Source organism: Oscillibacter sp. ER4 (genome assembly GCF_000765235.1).
GTDB lineage: Bacteria > Bacillota > Clostridia > Oscillospirales > Oscillospiraceae > Hominicoprocola > Hominicoprocola fusiformis.
This window is the reverse complement of sequence record NZ_JPJG01000008.1, coordinates 1-20,310: the sequence shown is the minus strand read 5'-3', so window position 1 is coordinate 20,310 and position 20,310 is coordinate 1. Positions and strand designations below refer to the sequence as shown.

Genomic DNA, 20,310 nt, shown 5'->3' with positions numbered 1-20,310 from the left:
AAGGCGGAGAAGTTTATGCTCTTTTCCAGCGTTCCCTTTCTCTTTTACTTTCTGCCTGCGGCGCTGCTGATCTACTTTGCAGCGCCGCGGCAGCTGAAAAACGCGGTGCTGCTGCTCGCAAGCCTCTTTTTCTATGCCTGGGGCGAGCCGAAATATATGCTGCTTATGCTCGTCTCCATCGTGCAGGGCTATGGTTTCGGCCTGCTGATTGAAAAGCACCGCGGGCAAAAGGCGTCGAAGGTCTTTCTGACGCTCTCGATCCTTGTGAGCCTTGGGCTTCTCGGCTATTTTAAGTACGCGGACTTTTTTCTCTCCAGCGTCAACGCCGTCACAGGGCTCTCCCTGCCGCTTTTGAAGCTGAGCCTGCCCATCGGCATCAGCTTCTACACCTTTCAGGTATTGAGCTACGTCATCGACGTCTACCGCAGCGAGACGGCGGCGCAGCGAAATTTTATCGACCTGGCCACTTATGTTTCGCTCTTCCCCCAGCTCATCGCGGGGCCGATCGTGCGCTATTCCGACGTCGCCGCGGAGCTCAAAAGCCGCACGCACAGTGTCTCCGCCGCGGCGGAGGGCGTGCGCCGCTTCACGGTCGGCTTTGCCAAGAAAATTCTGCTCGCCAACCAGTTCGGCGCGCTCGCGAGCGCCTACAAGTCGACGCAGGACGCGAGCGTCCTCTTCGTCTGGCTCTACGCGCTCGCGTTTCTGCTCCAGGTGTACTTCGACTTTTCGGGTTACAGTGACATGGCCATCGGCCTCGGGCGGATGCTGGGCTTCCAATTCCCTGAAAACTTCAACTACCCCTATATTTCAGCGAGCATCACGGAGTTCTGGCGCAGGTGGCACATGTCGCTTGGCTCGTGGTTCCGCGACTACCTCTATATCCCTCTCGGCGGCAGCCGGAAGGGCAAGGCGCGTCAGCTGTTGAACATTCTGATTGTCTGGCTTGCAACGGGCCTGTGGCATGGCGCCGCGTGGACATTTGTTCTCTGGGGACTGTGGTTCGCAATTTTGTTGCTTCTTGAGAAGCTCCTTCTGCTACCGGTCCTGCAGAAGCACCGCGTGCTCGGCCATGTGTACACGCTCTTTTTCGTCACGCTCGGCTTCGTGCTTTTCGACGCAGACAGCGCCGCGCAGGCAGTCTCGCGCATCGGCGCGATGTTTGGTGCAGGCGGTCTGCCGCTATCGAGCGCACAGGCGGTCTACTATCTTAAAAGCTATGGCCCGCTGCTCGTGCTCGGTATCCTCTGCGCAACACCGCTGCCGAAGATGATCGTCGCAAAGCTGCGCAAATCCAAAGGCGCAGCGACGGCGCTCGATGTGCTCGAACCGCTGTTTGTACTGATTCCTCTGCTGCTCGGCACGGCATTTTTAGTGGATGGGTCGTTCAACCCGTTCCTCTACTTCCGCTTTTAAGGAGGGCATCGCATGAATCGAAAAATCAAAGACACCCTCACCCTCGGCATCGCGGCAGCGTTCGTGCTTATGTTCACGCTGTGGAGCATTTGCAAGAGCGACGACGCCGTGTCGGAAAGCGAGCGCCGCCCGCTCAAGCAGTTCCCGACGCTCAGCGTGAAAGAAGTGCTCTCCGGGCGCTTCCAGTCGAACTTTGAGAGCTACACGCTCGACCAGTTCCCGCTGCGCGACGAGCTCCGCACGCTCAAGGCGCTGTCCGTCCGCGATTTATTTGGCGAGAAGGACAACAACGGCATCTACGTTGAGGACGGCTACGCCGCGAAGCTCGACGACACGATCCACGAGGATTCGCTCGACCACGCGGCCGACCGCTTCCGCTACGTGTACGAAACGTATCTCAAAGATACGGGCGTAAACGTCTACCTCTCCGTCATCCCCGACAAGAATTACTTTTTGGCCGCCGAAAACGGCTATCCCGCGATGGATTACGAGAAGTTCTTGGCGCTCATGCGGGAAAAGGTCGATTTTGCGGACTATATCGACCTGACGGGCACGCTGTCGCTCTCATCCTATTACCGCACCGACCTCCACTGGCGGCAGGAAATGCTTGCCCCCACGGCCAAGGCGCTGGCAGATGCGATGGGCGTCTCACTCACCGTGGACTTTACCGAGGTCACGCTCGATACGCCGTTTTACGGTGTGTACCGCGGGCAGTCGGCACTGCCGATGGAGCCCGACAGGCTCGCCTACCTCACAAACGATATCATTGGTAGCTGCCGCGTGTACGACTATGAAAGCGGTGCCTATCTCCCTGTCTACACGCTCGAAAAGGCAGACGGCAGCGACCCGTATGAAATTTTCCTCTCGGGACCCAAGTCGCTGCTGCGCATTGAGAACCCGAACGCGCAGGCGGAGCGAAAGCTCCTTGTCTTCCGCGATTCGTTTGCCGCGAGTTTGCTTCCGCTGCTTGCGGAGGGGTACAGCGAGATTACGCTTGCCGACATCCGCTACCTCTCCCCCTCAATGCTCGGAAAATTCATCGACTTTACCGCGCAGGACGTGCTGTTTCTTTACAGCACGAGCGTGCTGAACGACAGCGCCACGATCAAGTGATGCAAAACGGGACGCAAACGCCGTGACCGGCGTTCACGTCCCGTTTTCTTTTTTGTCCGCAAAATTTTTTCACAGCAGATCAGAAAAACAAAACGCCCTCCCCTGCCGTTTCCGGCAAGGGAGGGTTCAGGCTAAATATAGCACAGCCGTTTTCTTCATGCAAGAAAAAGTTGCCGCACTTTCATAATTTCGTTCACACCGCACATCCCGTCTCACTAAAGTGAGGGGAAAGTTGGAAAAACAAAGTATTGACGCTGCTTGCCCCGATGAAGTATCATTACTTATCAAATTTTTTATTTCGAAACAGGAGGTCTGGATCATGAGTGAAGCGACTCGCATTCCCGAGCTTTTTGGCTCTCTGGTGTTCAATGAACGCACAATGGAGCAGTATGTGCCGCAGAGCGCCATGGACGTTTGGCGCGGCTGCTTAAAGAGCGGGCAGCCTCTTCCCCTTTCCGCGGCAAATGAGATTGCCGACGCGATGAAGACCTGGGCGCTGGAGCATGGCGCAACGCATTTCACGCACTGGTTCCAGCCCTTGAGCGGCGTGACGGCGGAAAAGCACGACAGCTTTATCAACAACGCCGGCGGCGGCCGCGTGATGATGGACTTTTCCGGCAAGGAGCTGGTGCGTGGCGAGCCCGACGCGTCCTCCTTCCCCAACGGCGGCCTGCGCGCCACGTTTGAAGCCCGCGGCTACAGCGCTTGGGACCCCACGGCGTTTGCCTTCATCAAAGATGGCAGCCTTTGCATCCCGACGGTGTTCTGCTCCTACAGCGGCGACGCGCTCGACAAGAAGACGCCGCTGCTGCGCTCCATGGCCGCGGTCGACCGCGCGGCGGTGCGCGTGCTCAAGTTATTTGGCGACGACGCGGAAAAGGTCACGCCGCAGATCGGCGCGGAGCAGGAGTATTTCCTCATCGACCGCGAGCTGTACTTAAAGCGCATGGACCTGCGCCTGTGCGGCCGCGCCCTGTTCGGCGCAAAGCCCCCGAAAGGTCAGGAGTTGGACGACCACTACTTCGGCGCGTTCCGTCCCCGCGTGGCCGCCTACATGAAAGAGCTCGATGAAGAGCTGTGGAAGCTCGGCGTGCTCTCCAAGACCAAGCACAACGAGGTCGCCCCCGGCCAGCACGAGATGGCCCCCATCTACACCGACGCCAACACCGCGAGCGACCAGAACCAGCTCGTCATGGAGACGATGAAAAAGGTTGCCGAGCGCCACAACCTTGTGTGCCTGCTGCACGAAAAGCCCTTCGCGGGCGTCAACGGCTCGGGCAAACACGTTAACTGGTCGCTCTCGACCGACACTGGCAAAAACCTCTTCTCCCCCGGCAAGACGCCGAGCCAGAACGCCGTGTTCCTGCTGGTGCTCGCCGCGTTCATCAAGGGCGTGGATGAGTATCAGGAGCTTCTGCGCTGCTCCGTTGCCTTCGCGGGCAACGATCACCGTCTCGGCGCGCAGGAAGCGCCCCCGGCTGTCATCTCCGTCTTCCTCGGCACCGAGCTTGAGGGCATCATCGATGCCATCGTCGACGAAAACGACTACACCGCGCCCGAGCACAAGTCCCTGCGCATCGGCGTGGACGTGCTCCCCGCCATCCCGCAGGATACGACCGACCGCAACCGAACCTCGCCCGTCGCCTTCACCGGCAATAAGTTTGAGTTCCGCATGCCCGGCTCCTCGCAGTCCATCGCGGGCCCGGTCACGATTCTCAACACCATCATGGCCGAAGAGCTCGACGAATTCTACGCGCAGCTCAAGGACGCGCCGGACTTCACCGCCGCGCTCCACAAGCTGATCCGCGACACGTTCTCCGCCCACCGCCGCATCATCTTCAACGGCAACGGCTATGAAGAGGCCTGGATCAAGGAAGCCGAAAAGCGCGGCCTTGCCAACCTGCACAACACCGCCGAGGCGCTGCCGACCTACATCCTGCCCAAGAACATTGAGCTGCTGACGCGCCAGGGCGTTTACAGCAAGGAAGAAATTTTCTCCCGCCACGAAGTTCATATCGAGAAGTACTGCAAGGTCATCCGCATCGAGGCCGCGACGCTTGTTGACATGGTCCAGCACGGCATTCTCAACGCCGCTTCCGAATACGAAGCCGCGCTGTGCAACACCATCGCCGCCAAGCGCGCCGCCGCGCCGGAGCTGACCTGCCACGTCGAATCCTCGCTCGCCAACGCCATCGGCTCGCTCAACGAGCAGCTGCTCGAAGAGACCATCGGCCTCAAGACAGCGCTTGAGACCGTCTCCGACGACGCCGAGCCCGAAAAGCTCCTGCGCTACTACCACGACGAGGTCGAAAAGCGCACGAACGACGTGCGCAAGACCGTCGACAAGCTGGAAGTGCTGACCGCGTCCAAGTATTGGCCGTATCCGACGTTCTGCGAATTACTCTTCTCCGTGTAAGTCAAAAAGGACGCTCTTTCGAGCGTCCTTTTTGAAGTGGAGTTTTGCTTTATCGCAGCAGTTTCATTTTTCTTTGACAGGGGAGGAAGAAAATCTATGAAGTACATTTTTGTCACCGGCGGCGTGGTGTCGGGGCTGGGCAAGGGCATCTGCGCGGCGTCGCTCGGGCGGCTCTTAAAGCAGTGCGGGCTGAAGGTCAAAAACCAGAAGTTCGACCCGTATCTCAACGTCGACCCCGGCACGATGAGCCCGTATCAGCACGGCGAGGTCTTCGTCACGGACGACGGCGCGGAGACCGACCTTGACCTCGGCCACTACGAGCGCTTTGTCGACGAGGCGCTGGACGAGAAGTCCTCCGTGTCCTCGGGCAAAATCTTCTGGAGCGTTCTCAACCGCGAGCGCCAGGGCGGTTATCTTGGCGGCACGGTGCAGATCATCCCGCATGTGACCGATGAGATCAAGCGCCGCATTTACGACATGGACGACGGCGAGACCGACGTTGCCATCTCCGAGATCGGCGGCACGGTCGGCGATATCGAGAGCCAGCCGTTTTTGGAGGCCATCCGTCAAGTCGCAGCCGAGCGCGGGCGTGAAAATGTGCTCTTCATCCACGTGCCGCTCATCGTGACCATCCCCGGCAGCGGCGAGCTCAAGAGCAAGCCCACGCAGCACTCGGTCAAGGAACTCCTGAGCGAGGGCATCCAGCCGGACGTTCTCGTCGTGCGCACGGATGAGCCCATCACAGACGACATCCGCCGCAAGATTGCGCTCTTCTGCAACGTGGAGCCCGACTGCGTCATCCAGAACGCAACGGCGTCCACGCTCTACGAGGTGCCGTTGCTGCTTGAGCACGAGGGCCTTTGCCGCGTGGTGTGCCGCAAGCTGCACCTTGACTGCGGTGAACCTGACATGACCGAGTGGCGCGCGCTGGTCGACAAGATCCACGGCGTGCACCGTCATGTGCGCATCGCGCTCGTCGGCAAATACGTCGGCCTGCACGACGCCTATTTGAGCGTCGTTGAGTCGCTCTTCCACGCGGGCACGGCCTGCGACGCGAGCGTCGAAATTCAATGGGTCGACTCCGAAACGCTGACGAGTGACAACATCGCGCAGAAGCTCTGCGGGTGCAGCGGCATCTTAGTCCCCGGCGGCTTTGGCGACCGCGGCATCGAGGGCATGATCTTAGCCGCGCAGTACGCGCGCGAGCGCGGCATCCCGTACCTCGGCATCTGCCTCGGCATGCAGATCGCAGTCATCGAATTTGCGCGCCATGTGCTCTCATGGGACGACGCGACGAGCGCGGAGTTCTCCTCCACGACGGCGCATCCCGTCATCGCGCTCATGCCCGAGCAGGTCGGCGTGACGGCCAAGGGCGGCACGATGCGCCTTGGCAAGTATCCCTGCGTGCTCGAAGAGGGCTCGCTCTCCCGCGCGCTCTACGACGCGCCGGAGATCTGGGAGCGCCACCGCCACCGCTACGAGTTCAACAACGACTTCCGCGACGACTTCACGGACGCCGGCATGCGCCTCGCCGGTCTCTCCCCCGACGGCACGCTCGTCGAGATCGTCGAATCGAAGAGCCATCCCTGGTTCGTCGGCGCGCAGTTCCACCCCGAATTCAAGAGCCGCCCCAACAAGCCGCATCCCCTGTTCCGCGGCTTTGTCGCGGCCTCCCTCGATCGCGCGGTCCATTGACCGCGCGACCTTTTTATTTTTACAATACCGCTGGAAAAATGGGAAAAGCTATGATATGATGCTTTTACCATATTATTGGATACGGCAGGAGAATTTCAATATGAACCATCAGACCATCATCGTACTGGACTTTGGCGGCCAGTACAACCAGCTCATCGCGCGCCGCGTGCGCGAATGCGGCGTTTACTGCGAGGTCAAGCCCTACACGACGCCGCTTGCGGACCTTCTCGCAATGAAGCCCATCGGCTTCATCTTCACCGGCGGCCCGAACAGCGTGTATCTCGAGGACGCGCCGCACGTCGATCCCGCGCTCTTTGACGCGGGCGTGCCCGTGCTCGGCATCTGCTACGGCTGCCAGCTCATCGCGCACCACCTCGGCGGCAAGGTCGTCGCCGCAAACGACGCCACCGCGCGCGAATACGGCAAGACCGAGACGTTTTTTGACACGAACTGCAAACTCTTCAAGGGTCTTCCCGAAAAGAGCGTGACGTGGATGAGTCACGGCGACTACATGGAAAAGGTCCCCGAGGGCTTCTCTCTCGTCGCGCACTCCGACGCCTGCCCGAACGTCGCCATCTGCGACGAAACGCGCGGGTTCTACGGCGTGCAGTACCATCCTGAGGTCAACCACACGGAGTTCGGCACCGCGATGATCCGCAACTTCCTCTACGAGGTCTGCGGCGCGACAGGCGACTGGACGATGGGCGACTATAAAAATACTGCCATCGCCGCCGTGCGCGAAAAGGTCGGCTCTGGCCGCGTGCTGCTGGCGCTCTCCGGCGGCGTGGACTCGTCCGTCGTGGCGGCGCTGCTGGCCGAGGCCGTCGGCCCCCAGCTCACCTGCGTTTTTGTCGACCACGGCCTCATGCGCCTCAACGAGGGCGACGAGGTCGAGGCGGCGTTCAAGAAGTGGGACATCAACTTTGTCCGCGTGAACGCCGAGGGCCGCTTCCTCTCGAAGCTCGCTGGCATCTCCGATCCCGAGCGCAAGCGCAAGATCATCGGCGAAGAGTTCATCCGCGTGTTCGAGGAAGAGTCGAAGAAGATCGGCGCGGTCGACTTTCTCGCTCAGGGCACGATCTACCCCGACGTCATCGAATCCGGCCTTGGCAATGCCGCAGTCATCAAGAGCCACCACAACGTCGGCGGTCTTCCCGACTATGTCGACTTCAAGGAGATCATCGAGCCGCTGCGCCTGCTCTTTAAGGACGAAGTGCGTCAACTTGGCCGCGAGCTGGGGCTTCCCGAATACCTCGTCTCCCGCCAGCCGTTCCCCGGCCCGGGCCTTGCCATCCGCATCATGGGCGAGATCACGAAGGAAAAGGCCGACACGCTGCGCCTTGCCGACGCGATCTACCGCGAGGAGCTGGAAAAGGCCGGCGAAAACAAGAAGATGAACCAGTACTTCGCCGTCCTGACCGACACGCGCACCGTCGGCGTCATGGGCGATGGCCGCAGCTACGACCGCGTGCTTGCGCTGCGCGCTGTGACGACCGAGGACTTCATGACCGCCGACTGGGCCCGCATCCCCTACGAGCTGCTCGACAAGATCAGCGGCCGCATCGTCAACGAGGTCAAGGGCATCAACAGAATTGTCTACGACATCACCAGCAAGCCCCCCGCAACGGTGGAGTGGGAATGATTGCAGAAGCCAGAAAAGCCTTGAAATACAAGGCTTTTGCGGATTTCGATGCTATCAAAATCGCCTTTTGACGCGAATTTGACGCAACTTATTTTCAGAGAAAACAAGAAATGCTCTGACGAAACCAATCGTCAGAGCATTTCCTTTATTCTTCATCACCCTCGGTGTCTGAGTAATGAATCGGATTGTTGCAGCAGTCCAAACCAAAGTTGCAAAGAGAGCAGTTATAGCAGTAACGCTCATCTTGCGGTAACTTCCACACACAATATTTTTCGTCTTCAAATCTGTACATCATTTATTGACCTCCAATCAAGATATTCCCATGTGAGCTATCAACTCGACAAGGTAAGTTATATTCTCTAAAATGTCATCATCCTGCTCGATTCGCTGCATTCGTTTCATTTCCTCAGTCAGCTCTATAAGGTACTGACTGAGGATTTTTTGAATGCGGCAGTTGGGGCGAACAATGACTTCTTCTTTGAACAGTTGCTTCAAAATGTAATCCTGCTTCGTGAGTCCAGAAGTTTTTGCTACCATGTTAAGGCGGTACGCTTCTTCTGGTGAAACTCTGAAAGCAACCGTAACACTGCGCCACCTGTTTCTTTTTAAGACGGGTATAGGTTTCGTCCACTTTGATAGTCAGATTATCGAAATCAATATCGCCCAATCGCAAAGCCAGCATTTCACCCATCCGCATACCTGTCCAATACAAGACCTCAAATGCGTAATAGTATTCTGGTTTATCTGCAACCACATTTCTAAACTGTATAAACTCGTCAAGTGTCCAATATGCCCGTGGTTCAGCTCCCTTGCATCCAAGATGTTTTGGACGCTTTTTAAAAATACTGCGTGTGAATTTTGAAAAAGCAGTATCGCAATTCAAAGAGCACTGCGCCTATAATATCCATACAGATTGGTTTTGCGCCAATCTGTCATTCGTGACAATATAATGGCAATAGGAATTATGATACACCGTAATTCTTGGATAATCTAAGTAATCCCGATAGCCGGATACAAAATCGTTTAGGTCCCGGTTTCAGAGAGCAAGTAGGAATGATTTCCCCAAGCCTGCAACAGTATAAATAGCAAAAGCCCGCGGCGATTTGCCGCGGGCTTTCTTATTTTCAGTTCACTGCTTCTCTTCCTCTGCGATCGCTTCCACCGCAATATGCAGCGCTTTGACCATCATTTCCAAACCCATGCTCGGCGCATTGCCGTCCTTTGCCTGCTCGGGCAGGTAGGGGACGTGGACAAAGCCGCAGCGCAGGGCGGGATAGCTCTGCGCGCTCTCGTGCAGGGCGCAGTAAAGGAGATTGTTGCACACGAATGTGCCCGCGGAGTACGAGAGCTGGGCAGGGATATTCTGCTCACGCAGAGCGTCGACGATCTCGCGCGTCGGGATCGTCGCAAAATAGGCGTCCGGACCTCCGGCCACAACCGGCTCGTCCGTCGGCTGTTTACCCGCGTTGTCGGCGATACGCGCGTCGCGCAGGTTGATGGCCACGCGCTCGACGCGTATGCAATTTGCGCCGCCGTACTGGCCGACGGAGAGCACCGCGTCGGGACGCAACTCCGTCAAAAGTTTGTGCAGCGCAGCACCGGAGGCGTCAAACTCCGTCGGAATTTCATGCTTGATGAGCTCTGCTCCCCCGATGCGGTTGGGAAGCCGGCGTGCCGCCTCCCACGAGGGGTTGATCTGCTCCCCGCCGAACGGCGTGAAGCCTGTGACAAGTATCTTCATTTGACAGTTTCCTCCCCGATCATCAGGCGGATGATCTCGTTGTCGGTCTCGCGCATGCCGTCGCGCGCGATGCTGCTGACGGCGCGGATGGTGTTCTCCACACCCTTGACGACGATGCCATCGCCGCCGTAGAACTGGCTGTCGTGCCGGTACATCTGCATGCCGAGCAGCCCCGCCTCGACCGCTGAAGCGATCTTCGCCGCGCAGCTCGCCTTCGCCCCGTCGCAGAGCATGCCGGAGTTGATGGCGAGCGCGTTGACGATCGTGTGGGCAATCTCATCATAGCGCCCGCCGTACAGATAGCAGATGCCGGCCCCGGCTCCTGCGCCCGCGCTGGTCGCGCCGCAGTAGGCGGAAAGGCTGCCGATGCCCGTTTTCAGATGGATGGTGACAAGATTCGACACGACGAGCGCGCGGTAGAGCTGCTCCTCGCTCGCTTTCAGCTCGCGCGCGTAGACAATGACGGGCAGCGAAGCCGTCATGCCCTGATTGCCGCTGCCAGAGTTGATGACGACAGGCTTTTCGCAGCCGTTCATGCGCGCGTCCGAGCCCGCGGCAGCCCAGGCCTTGGCGCGGTTCTGCACGCTGTCGCCATAGGAATCAAGCAGGATTTTCCCGATGGCCGCGCCGTACTGCCCTGTCAATCCTGCCTCAGCGATGGCCGTGTTATATTCGATCTGGCGCGCGATGGGCACGCGGACATCGTTTAAGTCGACTTCGTCGGCAAAGACGATGATGTCCTTGACCGTCAGGCTCCTGCGGCTCTCGGGCGGCTGGGCCGCCTCCTCGGAAAAGGGCTTGCTGAGCAGCACTTCGCCGTTTTTCTCGATGCGCACGACGTTTGTGTGGCTGCCGACGATCTGGACAAAGGCCGTGTCCCCGCCCGCAAGCACGCACACCTGAATGTCGAACGGGCAGCGCAGCGGCGATTTGCTCACCGTGATCTCCGCCGCGGAAAGGTACTCGTCCAGCAGCGGCAGCTGGTCCTCCGTCACATTCGCCAGCACCTCTAACTGCGCGCCGGCATCGCCGACGCGTACGCCCGCCGCGACCGCGACGGGAAGGCCCTTTCGCCCGCCGGTGTGCGGCACGATAACGCTCTTGACGTTTTTGATGATATTGCCGCTCACGGTCAGCTCGATGCGCTCGGGAAGTGTCCCGAGCGTTTGGCGCGCAAGCGCACCCGCGTAGGCGACGGCGATGGGCTCAGTGCAGCCCATCGCGGGTACAAGCTCCTCATGCAAAATCTGAACGTAGGTCTCATACAGCGCAGTATTCATTTTTGCTCTCCCATCTCTCATTGCGGGCGTGCGGTCTCTCCTCCGCTCGTTACCCGCTTCTCTCTCCGCCCATTGTATCGGAAATGCGGTTACAATGCAATGGACTTTCCACGTTTCACGCACAAAAAGGCGATATCCGGTCGGATACCGCCTTTTTGATGCTATTCCGCTCTTACAAACCGTAAATTTCGCCGTACTTTTCCTCAAGGTACTGCGTGTAGACCGTCGGGTCGAACTTTTCGCCAAGCGCCTGTTCCAAGAGCGCGCCGGGCTTTTTGAGGCAGCCGTACTGCCAGATGTGCTCGCGGTTCCACGCGTTGATGGGCGCGAAATTGCCGGTCTTGAGGCACTCGTCCACATCGACCGTCTCTTTCATCTTGCGAAGCAGCTGTGCGCCGTAGGCGCTGCCGAGCGCGTAGGACGGGAAGTAGCCGATGCTGCCGCCCGACCAATGGCTGTCCTGCAAAACGCCGTGTTTGTCGTCCGGCACGTCGACGCCGAGGTATTCCTTATAAAGGCGGTTCCACTCGCCCGGCAGGTCGTGTACCTTGAGCTCGCCGTGCATCACGCGCTTTTCGAGCTCGTAGCGCACCATGACGTGCAGGCTGTAGGTGACCTCGTCGGCCTCGGTGCGGATGAGGGACGGCTCCGCCTTATTGATGGCGCGGTAGAATTCCTCCGCCGTGTGGCCCGCGAGCGAGGGGAAGAGCTCGCAGAGCTTCGGGAAAACAAAACCCGTAAAGGCGCGGGAGCGGCCGAGCAGGTTCTCATAGAAGCGGCTCTGGCTCTCGTGGATGCCCATGGAGACACCGCCGTCGAGCACCGTATAGGCGAGATCATCCGCGCTGCCGGTGTCATAGAGCGCGTGGCCGCCCTCGTGGATAACGGAGAACATCGAGGAGGCAAAATTCTCCTCCAAATAGTGCGTCGTGATACGCTCGTCAAAGTGCGAGCCGAGCGACGTCGTAAACGGATGCTCGGTCGTGGACAGGCCGACATGGTCCAAATCGAGGCCCATCGTGCGCATCAGGTAGTCGGAAAGCTGCGCCTGCTTCTCCTCGGAAAAATGGCCGTGCAGCATCGCGTCGTCGACCTGCGGCTTTTCCTTGATCTTCTTGAGAAGCGGCACGATGTGCTCGCGCAGCGTCGCGAAAAATTCGTCGCACTGCGCCATCGTCAGCCCGTCCTCATACTCGCTGAGCCAGTAGTCGTAGGAATCCTTTTCCGGCGCGCAGTAGTGTGCGAAGCGGATGTTGGTCTCGAAAATTTTCTCAAGCACGGGCTCAAAGAGAGCAAAGTCGCTCGTCTCCTTCGCGCGGTGCCAGACGTCGTCCGCCTCGACAAGCAGCTGCTGGTAGGCGACGTACTCGTCCATCGGGATCTTCTGCATATTGCGGATGTCCTTGATGAGCAAAAACACCATGCGCTGCTGCTTTTCGTCGAGCTCAGATTTGCGCGCGTCGAGGAATTCGAGCAGCGCGACGGTCTCCCCGCCGGTCGTGAGCTTGTAGTGCTCCTCGCTCAAAATACTCATGGTCTGGCCGCGGTTCGCCGCCGTGCCCTTGGGCGCGGTGGTCGCGCCGTCGTAAAAGAGCAGGCCCATGGCGTGGCCGTAGGCCGCGAGCTTAGCCTGCAAAGCCATCAAGGACTTGATTGCTTCATCGAGAGTCATGATGATCTCCTCACTTTCTCTTTTTCTGTGAAAATATCATAGCATGAAAGGGGCTTGCTGCGCAAGGGGGACGCTGAGGTTCTCCCCCTGTGGCCGCGCAGAAGAGGGGGCATTCTCTCGCGTGAGAGAATGCCCCCTTGTACCCCCCAAAGCGAACGCGAGGGGAGTTCCCCTCGACCCCCGACATTGGCAGTTTGCAGTTTGAAGATCTGCGCAGCCTGCGGAATCGAATACCTGCCAAGTGTGGGTGCTATACGATTTGAGTTGCTTCTATTACCCGCTGCCGCTCTGCCTGTATGAGCGAAAAATTCATCATTTCACTATTTTTTCTCTCACGGTTTCGCAAGCATCTGCACTGACGACCCCCTGTTCTTTCAGCAGTGCCAGCACTGAAGCAAGCGCATCCTGCGGATCACACCAGACATCCGGAGCATAGCCCCTGTGATCGACATTTTCTCCGTCCCCATAGAGGAAAAGCGTTGACCCAAAGCGCACACCGATGCCGGTATATGGCAATGTAAAGGTGCTGATATTTCCGCAGAGCTGGTATCCCGCCGTGTTGCTGCCGACAACGAGCACATTGTCAAGCGTTTTCAAAAGCTGTACCGCGCCCTCGCCGGACGAGCCGCAATGATCGTCAACCAACACGATGATCGGAATATCATTTTCATACCAGGTCCCGTGGACTTCACGGGCAAAGCAAGTTCCCTCATCTTCCGGCAGCAGGCTCTCGCTGTTTTCCGCAGCAAAAAGGGCGCTGTTTTTCTGCGCATACAGCATGGAGGTCTCAATACTGTTCTGCGTTCCAAGGAAACTCTGTATCCACTTTCTCGGCCAACTGTCCGAGCCGCCAACATTGCCGCGCAGGTCATAGATCACCGCTTTGCTCCCGCGTGCTTTTGCCCCTTCCCGAGCATAGCGTGCAAGCATATTATCATATGTGCTGGAAACAAAGCTGCGGAGGGAAACATAGGTAAGACCGTCTTCCTGTATCAGGCGGTAATCCAGCGTGCCGAGGTCAACATCAAGCGGCTGACTCTCCGTCCAGTCAAGGCGATAGATTTTCGCTTTTCCAGAAGAATTTTTCAGTGTGACACTGCTCTGCACGGCGTCCTTCCGCAGCGCAAAAAGCGTCGGCTGATAAACAATGCGTCCGTCTTGCAGAAGCGTCGGCTGCACGCTGACATGTTCATCGGAGAAGCTACTCAATGTCCACCTCTCCCCGTCATTCATCATATAATAGCTGCCGTTGACATCCTTTGAAAAATAGAAGTTGTCGGCAAAGAAGTATTCATATCGCACCTGCGCTTCGATCTCTTCCGTCGCCGGTTCATAAATCATGGCATGCGCGTCGTGCGCAAGCATGAATGCGAGAGATTCCTGCAGTTTTTCTCCCAGCGCAGAAACTTTAATCTCATCATCCTGTGAGGAAAGCCATTGTGTCACAGCGTCCTCCGCTGCGTCAAACTTTTCCTGCCCAAAGTATTCGTAAGCGCCGTAAGCGCTTTGCAGCGTGCGGAACAGCAGGGAAACATCAGACTGCGCCTGTTCCTTCGACACCGTCTCCATCGCGGCATGACCTCGTAAAAGGCTCTCCACCTCGCTCTCGCTCAGCAGCCCTGCCGAGGCGGGGTCATCCGAAATCGCATCGGCAAAATCAGCCGCAGAGGGAACGTGCTCCAGTTCTGCACGGTGAGTTTGTGAAGTCTCCACCATCAAAGAAGAAAGTTCTTCTCCTTCCGGAGCGTAGGAAAAGTCCAACGCCTGCGGTGCGCCGCAGGCTGACAAAAGCAGCAGCAAAACTATTGTGCTGCATATAGCAAATCTTTTTTTCACAAATTATCCCCTATGGAAAGTGTGAAGGTATCATAGCAAATTAAAAACCTGTTTTCAATCATTGACAGGGAACGTTCTTATAAAAAACAGGACACCCAGTTCGGATGTCCCGTATCTATTTGGCCTACCGAAGCAAAAAACAACGCTTTTGCGCCGTACAAGCGTTTTGCGCAGCAAAACCTTGGCGGAAGGCGAATTCACTTCGCCCGAGCATTTTAATTTCTCACAGGAATCCCAAAAAAGAGGTCACAACTTACGTTGTGACCTCTTTTTTGAGAGCGGGCGACGAGGCTCGCTCGCAGCACTGCCGTGCCGCGACACGCACAGCGGGCGACAAACGCCCCACCGGGGCGTTTTCTCGCTTCGCTCGCGCCCTGTTCGACCCTCTGCCCGCTTCATTTCCAAAAAATAAAGGCATGACTTACATCATGCCTTTATTTTTTGGAGCGGGCGACGAGGCTCGAACTCGCTACCTCCACCTTGGCAAGGTGGCGCTCTACCAGATGAGCTACGCCCGCGGAACAAGATTTACTATACCAGACATTTTTCGCTTTGTCAAGCATAGATTTTAGGATTCTGTTGCAAAATGCGGGGGGCTGTGATACACTTGCCCGGTAAATCGTATTTTTCAGGAGGCAGTCATGGCCACTTTACAGGAAGAGATCTCCCGCCGCCGGACGTTTGCGATCATTTCGCACCCGGACGCCGGTAAAACCACGCTGACGGAAAAGTTTCTGCTCTACGGCGGAGCAATCGCCCAGGCGGGCGAGGTCAAGGGCAAGCGCGAGCGCGCGGCAAAATCCGACTGGATGGAAATCGAAAAGCAGCGCGGCATTTCGGTCACGTCGTCGGTCATGCAGTTCCAGCACGGCGGCTACTGCATCAACATTCTCGACACGCCGGGACATCAGGACTTCTCTGAGGACACGTACCGCACGCTGATGGCCGCGGACAGCGCCGTCATGGTCATTGACGGCGCAAAGGGCGTCGAGCCGCAGACGCGCAAGCTCTTCAAGGTCTGTGCCCTGCGCAATATCCCCATCTTTACCTTTATCAATAAAATGGACCGCGAGACGCGCGACCCGCTCGAGCTCTGCGAGGAGGTCGAGCGCGAGCTGGGCATCGACACCTATCCCGTCAACTGGCCGATTGGCTGCGGCAAGGAGTTTGCCGGTGTGTACGACCGCGATAAGCGCTGCATCCTGCACTTCACCGACGCGGGCCACGCCAAAAAGGCGGGCATCACGGAAATCGAGCTCGATGATCCCGCGCTCGTCGACCTGATCGGTCAGGCCCGCCGCGACACACTCGCCGAAGAGGTCGAGCTGCTCGGCGCAGGCCGTGACTTTGACCTCGACGCCGTGCGCCACGGTAAGCTCTCCCCCGTGTTCTTCGGCAGCGCGCTGACGAACTTCGGCGTCGAGCCGTTTTTGAACGCGTTTTTAGAGATGACCACGCCGCCGCTGCCGCGTGTGAGCGACGCGGGCGAGGTGGACGTCTACTCCCCCGAATTCTCGGCTTTCGTCTTCAAGATCCAGGCCAATATGAACAAGGCCCACCGTGACCGCCTTGCCTTCATGCGCATCTGCTCGGGCAAGTTTGAGCGTGACACCGAGTATTTCCACGTCCAGTCCGGCCGCAAGATGCGCCTTTCCCAGCCGCAGACGATGATGGCCGCCGAGCGCGAGATCGTCGACGAGGCCTACGCGGGCGACATCATCGGCGTGTTTGATCCCGGTATCTTCTCGATCGGCGACACGATCACGATGCCCGGCAAAAAGTTCCGCTTCTCCGGCATCCCGACGTTCGAGCCCGAGCACTTCATGCTCGTCTCACCCAAGGACACGATGAAGCGCAAGCAGTTCGTCAAGGGCGTGGAGCAGATCGCGCAGGAGGGCGCCATCCAGATCTTCAAAATCCCCGACAGCGGCTTTGAGGACGTGGTCGTCGGCGTGGTCGGCACGCTGCAGTTCGACGTGTTCGAGTACCGCATGAAAAACGAGTACGGCGTGGACCTGCGCATGAGCGGCCTCCCCTACGAGCACCTGCGCCTGATCCGCGAGTGCCCATGCGACGTGAAGGACCTGATGCTCTGCTCGGGCTCCCGCGTGCTCGAGGACTTCAAGGGGCGCAAGCTCATCGCCTTCGGCGGCGAGTGGAGCGTGGGCTTTCTCACCAAGCACAACGAGGGTCTTATCCTCGACGACTGGCTCAGCGTGTGATTTTGCCCGAAAATTGCAAAAACATCAAAAGGAGCGCGATTTTCGCGCTCTTTTTTGCCTGTTTTTTGTCGAAAAAGCGCAAATTATCTGTTAACAAACGTTAAGAACGCGTATATAGTGTGAGCCGTAAAAAAGAGTAGGTGCAGCCGCTTCGACCGCATCTCAAACGATAATAGCAAACCCGGTGAAAACCGGCGACGCAAAGCTATAGGGCCTTACCCCTAGTAACAGGGCTGGCAGCCAGTTACCGAAAGGAGATCGACGTATGAAACGGCTGTTTCGTCATGCCTGCGCTATGCTCGCAGTGCTTATTGTCATGTCCATGTTCACGGTTGTGAACGCCAGCGCTGCCAATGGCACCACCATTGACACCACGAATGCCAAGTATGGTTTCGTCACCGTCAACTACACCTCCAATGCCAAATTGAAGGTCGGCATCCAGTACGGTAACGAAAAGACGTCTTACAAAAACTGCCCGAGCGGCAAGGACGCCGTCTTCTCCCCCGAGCAGGGCGACGGCACCTACACCATCTCCCTCTGCGAGAACATCTCCGGCACGACCTACCGCGTCGTGACCAGCAAGCGCGTCAACGCCAAGATTGAAAACGCCTACGCCCCTTACCTCATCGCCACGACCGACGTGCAGTTCACCTCCGGTGACGATGTGTGCAAGAAGGCCGCCGCGCTCTGCAAGGACGCCAAGACCGATATGGACAAGGTCACCGCGATCTACAACTACATCGCCGGTCACTACACCTACGACACCAAGCTCGCGAGCGACATCACCTCCGGCAAGGTCAGCAAGTACATCCCCGACACCGCCGCCACCCTGAACAGCAACAAGGGCATCTGCTACGACCTCGCGTCCCTCTTCGCCGCCATGTGCCGCAGCCAGAACATCCCCTGCACCCTCACCAAGGGCTACGCCGGCAGCAGCTACCACGCCTGGAACAAGGTCAGCGTCAGCGGCAACTGGTACCAGATCGACATGACCTATGCCGTCACCAAGCGCGTCATCAACGAGACCACCTTCGCCGGCTGCGTCTCCCCCCTGACCTACTCCCAGCAGAGCGATACGCTCGCCGTGTCCACGGTGGCGTAAAATATCACAATTCGTCGAAGTACGGCGGCAGGTATTTCCTGCCGCCGTTTTTTTCTGTGCAGTATTAGTTCTGTTAATATCTTATGTATTTTTTGAGAATTTCCTTGCATTTTTGGGCAAATCTGGTATACTGTGAACATAAAATATTGGCAAACACAAATATCTGTGCGGCTCGCAGAAGAGCAACTGTACAGAAAAAGGCACAGCAGGCGAAAGCCTGTGTCGCAAAGCCCCGGACCTAAACGGCGCTCGCGCCGCACGGCAGCCGGTTGCCAAATGCAGATTACCTCCCCCTTCTTCGCGCCGTACAGGCAGAAGAAGGAGGATTTTTTATGTCTGAGAAGAAAGTTGGCAAGCGCCTTCTCACCTGGGTCCTGGTCCTCGTGATGACGCTGTCGCTATTGCCGCTGAACGTACTGGCGGCAGAGGGCGATCCGACGACGGACAGCGGCTCCGGCATGAACTTTACCAAGACCGCAGACGGGCCGGATGCGAATGGCAACTACACCATTCGGATGACCGCGCAGGCAACGGGCAAAACGACGACCACGACCGAGGCCGTGCCGATGGATATCGTGCTGGTGCTGGACCAGTCCGGCTCGATGGCAGATGATTTTAATGGCAATTCCACAAATAACAATAAAGCTCGCCGCCAGTATGCGATGAAGGAAGCGGTCAACAGCTTTATCGGCGAGGTGGCAGCCAAGTACAGCGACGATGCTAACCACCACATGGCGATCGTGACCTTTGACGATAATGCGAAAACGCTGGTAAACTGGACTCCCGTGAACAGTGATGGTGCAGATGCACTCACCAGAAAGATTAGCAATTTGCCGAAAAATCCCTCCGGCGCAACAAACGTCGGGGAAGGTATGGAGACGGCACGGACGCTGATGAACAACTCCGAAGCTGGTGCAGGCCGCCTGAAAACCGTGATCGTCTTTACCGACGGTGTGCCGACAACGTCCGACTTTTTCGATACAGATGTTGCCAATACCGCTATTTCGGCGGCGAAGAGCATGAAGGACAGCGGCGTCACCATTTATACCGTTGGTATCTTCAATGGTGCAGATCCGGATGAAATGTATGGCGCAAGAGACTTCGATGTAAATAGCGATGGTACGATAGATTCAAAGTGGATGAAGGACACATGGGGTCTGTTCCCGGGTACGGATTTTCGGAAACCGATCGACCTGCCGGTAATCGTTTCTTGAATCTGGTTTCCAGTAATTATCCGAATGCAGATTCGATTGGTTTAGATCGTGATACAAGAGGTCTCGGCATTCTCCACTACAAAATTACGTATAAGATCACCGAGAATTTCACTGGGACTTCTTCTAACTACTACCTGACAGCGTCTAACGCTTCGTCGCTGAAAAAAATCTTCAAGGATATCTCCACCACGGTCCCCGAGCCGGACAATGATAAACTGAACGGCGATACCGTGATCACCGACACGCTGTCCGACTACTTCACCTTTGCCGGTACTGCGGACGACGTGAAGATCTACGCGATCGATGCGAACGGCCGTGAGAAGGAGATCGCGGATGCAGTCAAAGCGGTGGCTACCCCCAACGGCAAGACCGTGACGGTCACGAATTATGATTTCTCTGCGCACTATAAGGGCATCGGCGATGCCGAAGAAACTCTGGTCATCGAGATCAAGGTGAAGCCCAGCGGCGATGGTTACACCAGTGCGAACATCCCGACCAACGCCGACACGCCTGAAACCCATGCTGCCAGAGTAGAGGTAGAGGTGAAGTCGGAAGATGGAATCGGAACCGAGACCAAGGTCGTGACGTCGCACAAGACGGCTACCGTTAACGGCTACTCTGTTGAATATGCAATTGGTGACAATGCCTCTTGGCCCAACAATGGTAATGGCCCTGAGAAGTTGTACTATCCGCAGGGCGCTGACGTTGTTGTGACGAACAGTGTGCCTACGCGCGAAGGCTATAAGTTCATCGGCTGGACACCTTCCATGAACAACGACGCTGTCGATGCTCCTGCAATTAGCGAGGGCAAGTTCACCATGCCCGCCGCAAATGTGACCCTGACGGCGCAGTGGGAGAAAAGCAAGTATACGGTGACGTATAATCTGGATGGCGGTAACACCACTTCCGAAAAGACCACCTTCCCCGACCTGACCTACGGTGTCAATACCCCCACCATCAA

14 protein-coding genes, 1 tRNA gene, 1 pseudogene and 2 riboswitches are annotated in these 20,310 nt (G+C 57.5%); of the genes and pseudogenes, 9 read left to right on the top strand and 7 right to left on the bottom strand.

The window, feature by feature from the left end; all coding sequences use genetic code 11:
• Positions 1-15 precede the first annotated feature (15 nt).
• The 5 genes from NI20_RS0101405 (at position 16) to guaA (ending at position 8,282) form a co-directional block, all read left to right on the top strand.
• Positions 16-1,416, top strand: a complete 1,401-nt coding sequence (locus tag NI20_RS0101405; protein WP_033119679.1) for an MBOAT family protein — start codon at positions 16-18, stop codon at positions 1,414-1,416.
• Positions 1,417-1,428: 12 nt separating this feature from the next.
• Positions 1,429-2,529 carry a DHHW family protein gene (locus NI20_RS0101400; RefSeq protein ID WP_033119678.1) on the top strand — a complete coding sequence of 367 codons (1,101 nt, stop codon included), beginning with the start codon at positions 1,429-1,431 and terminating at the stop codon, positions 2,527-2,529.
• A 319-nt stretch (positions 2,530-2,848) separates the two neighbouring features.
• Positions 2,849-4,945 carry a glutamine synthetase III gene (locus NI20_RS0101395; RefSeq protein WP_033119677.1) on the top strand — a complete coding sequence of 699 codons (2,097 nt, stop codon included), beginning with the start codon at positions 2,849-2,851 and terminating at the stop codon, positions 4,943-4,945.
• A 96-nt stretch (positions 4,946-5,041) separates the two neighbouring features.
• Entirely contained in the window at positions 5,042-6,640 is a 1,599-nt protein-coding gene (locus NI20_RS0101390) for a CTP synthase (protein WP_033119676.1), read from the top strand.
• A gap of 100 nt (positions 6,641-6,740) precedes the next feature.
• On the top strand, positions 6,741-8,282 hold the full coding sequence (gene guaA / locus NI20_RS0101385) for a glutamine-hydrolyzing GMP synthase (protein WP_033119675.1): 1,542 nt from the start codon (positions 6,741-6,743) through the stop codon (positions 8,280-8,282).
• 309 nt (positions 8,283-8,591) lie between these two features.
• Here guaA and NI20_RS0101380 read toward each other — a convergent pair whose 3' ends face one another.
• From NI20_RS0101380 to NI20_RS0101350, 7 genes are all read right to left on the bottom strand, one after another.
• A complete protein-coding gene (locus tag NI20_RS0101380) occupies positions 8,592-8,777 on the bottom strand; it encodes a hypothetical protein (RefSeq protein ID WP_156108527.1) in 186 nt (61 codons plus the stop codon).
• Between the two features lie 43 nt (positions 8,778-8,820).
• Positions 8,821-9,165, bottom strand: coding sequence for a tyrosine-type recombinase/integrase (locus NI20_RS0101375; RefSeq protein ID WP_033119673.1), 345 nt, complete (start codon positions 9,163-9,165; stop codon positions 8,821-8,823).
• Between the two features lie 246 nt (positions 9,166-9,411).
• A complete protein-coding gene (gene pcp / locus NI20_RS0101370) occupies positions 9,412-10,023 on the bottom strand; it encodes a pyroglutamyl-peptidase I (RefSeq protein ID WP_033119672.1) in 612 nt (203 codons plus the stop codon).
• Entirely contained in the window at positions 10,020-11,303 is a 1,284-nt protein-coding gene (locus tag NI20_RS0101365; protein ID WP_033119671.1) for a serine dehydratase subunit alpha family protein, read from the bottom strand. The genes pcp and NI20_RS0101365 overlap by 4 nt, the downstream gene beginning before the upstream one ends.
• 172 nt (positions 11,304-11,475) lie before the next feature.
• Positions 11,476-12,975, bottom strand: a complete 1,500-nt coding sequence (locus tag NI20_RS0101360) for a carboxypeptidase M32 (RefSeq protein WP_052084343.1) — start codon at positions 12,973-12,975, stop codon at positions 11,476-11,478.
• A 312-nt stretch (positions 12,976-13,287) separates the two neighbouring features.
• On the bottom strand, positions 13,288-14,691 hold the full coding sequence (locus NI20_RS0101355; protein ID WP_033119670.1) for a S41 family peptidase: 1,404 nt from the start codon (positions 14,689-14,691) through the stop codon (positions 13,288-13,290).
• A gap of 562 nt (positions 14,692-15,253) precedes the next feature.
• Positions 15,254-15,329, bottom strand: a tRNA-Gly gene (locus tag NI20_RS0101350).
• Between the two features lie 123 nt (positions 15,330-15,452).
• Between NI20_RS0101350 and NI20_RS0101345 the strand changes: the two genes are divergently transcribed.
• The 4 genes and pseudogenes from NI20_RS0101345 to NI20_RS0101330 all read left to right on the top strand — a co-directional run.
• Complete coding sequence (locus NI20_RS0101345; protein WP_033119669.1) at positions 15,453-17,033, top strand: peptide chain release factor 3; 1,581 nt, start codon at positions 15,453-15,455, stop codon at positions 17,031-17,033.
• A 164-nt stretch (positions 17,034-17,197) separates the two neighbouring features.
• A riboswitch (cyclic di-GMP riboswitch) is annotated at positions 17,198-17,285 on the top strand.
• Positions 17,286-17,298: 13 nt separating this feature from the next.
• Entirely contained in the window at positions 17,299-18,135 is an 837-nt protein-coding gene (locus NI20_RS13945) for a transglutaminase family protein (protein ID WP_052084342.1), read from the top strand.
• Between the two features lie 189 nt (positions 18,136-18,324).
• Positions 18,325-18,412, top strand: a riboswitch (cyclic di-GMP riboswitch).
• Positions 18,413-18,467: 55 nt separating this feature from the next.
• Positions 18,468-19,349 (top strand): vWA domain-containing protein, encoded by an 882-nt coding sequence (locus NI20_RS0101335; protein ID WP_033119668.1) that lies wholly within the window; start codon positions 18,468-18,470, stop codon positions 19,347-19,349.
• A pseudogene (locus tag NI20_RS0101330) lies at positions 19,286-20,310 on the top strand (InlB B-repeat-containing protein); the annotation flags it as partial. The gene NI20_RS0101335 and the pseudogene NI20_RS0101330, both read left to right, overlap by 64 nt.

What these genes read in the sequence shown, in the direction of transcription:
- NI20_RS0101405 (WP_033119679.1), top strand. Translation starts at nt 16, where the DNA reads ATGCTCTTTTCCAGCGTTCCCTTTCTCTTTTACTTTCTGCCTGCGGCG.
- NI20_RS0101400 (WP_033119678.1), top strand. Translation starts at nt 1,429, where the DNA reads ATGAATCGAAAAATCAAAGACACCCTCACCCTCGGCATCGCGGCAGCG.
- NI20_RS0101395 (WP_033119677.1), top strand. Translation starts at nt 2,849, where the DNA reads ATGAGTGAAGCGACTCGCATTCCCGAGCTTTTTGGCTCTCTGGTGTTC.
- NI20_RS0101390 (WP_033119676.1), top strand. Translation starts at nt 5,042, where the DNA reads ATGAAGTACATTTTTGTCACCGGCGGCGTGGTGTCGGGGCTGGGCAAG.
- guaA (WP_033119675.1), top strand. Translation starts at nt 6,741, where the DNA reads ATGAACCATCAGACCATCATCGTACTGGACTTTGGCGGCCAGTACAAC.
- pcp (WP_033119672.1), bottom strand. Translation starts at nt 10,023, where the DNA reads ATGAAGATACTTGTCACAGGCTTCACGCCGTTCGGCGGGGAGCAGATC.
- NI20_RS0101365 (WP_033119671.1), bottom strand. Translation starts at nt 11,303, where the DNA reads ATGAATACTGCGCTGTATGAGACCTACGTTCAGATTTTGCATGAGGAG.
- NI20_RS0101360 (WP_052084343.1), bottom strand. Translation starts at nt 12,975, where the DNA reads ATGACTCTCGATGAAGCAATCAAGTCCTTGATGGCTTTGCAGGCTAAG.
- NI20_RS0101355 (WP_033119670.1), bottom strand. Translation starts at nt 14,691, where the DNA reads ATGGTGGAGACTTCACAAACTCACCGTGCAGAACTGGAGCACGTTCCC.
- NI20_RS0101345 (WP_033119669.1), top strand. Translation starts at nt 15,453, where the DNA reads ATGGCCACTTTACAGGAAGAGATCTCCCGCCGCCGGACGTTTGCGATC.
- NI20_RS13945 (WP_052084342.1), top strand. Translation starts at nt 17,299, where the DNA reads ATGAAACGGCTGTTTCGTCATGCCTGCGCTATGCTCGCAGTGCTTATT.
- NI20_RS0101335 (WP_033119668.1), top strand. Translation starts at nt 18,468, where the DNA reads ATGTCTGAGAAGAAAGTTGGCAAGCGCCTTCTCACCTGGGTCCTGGTC.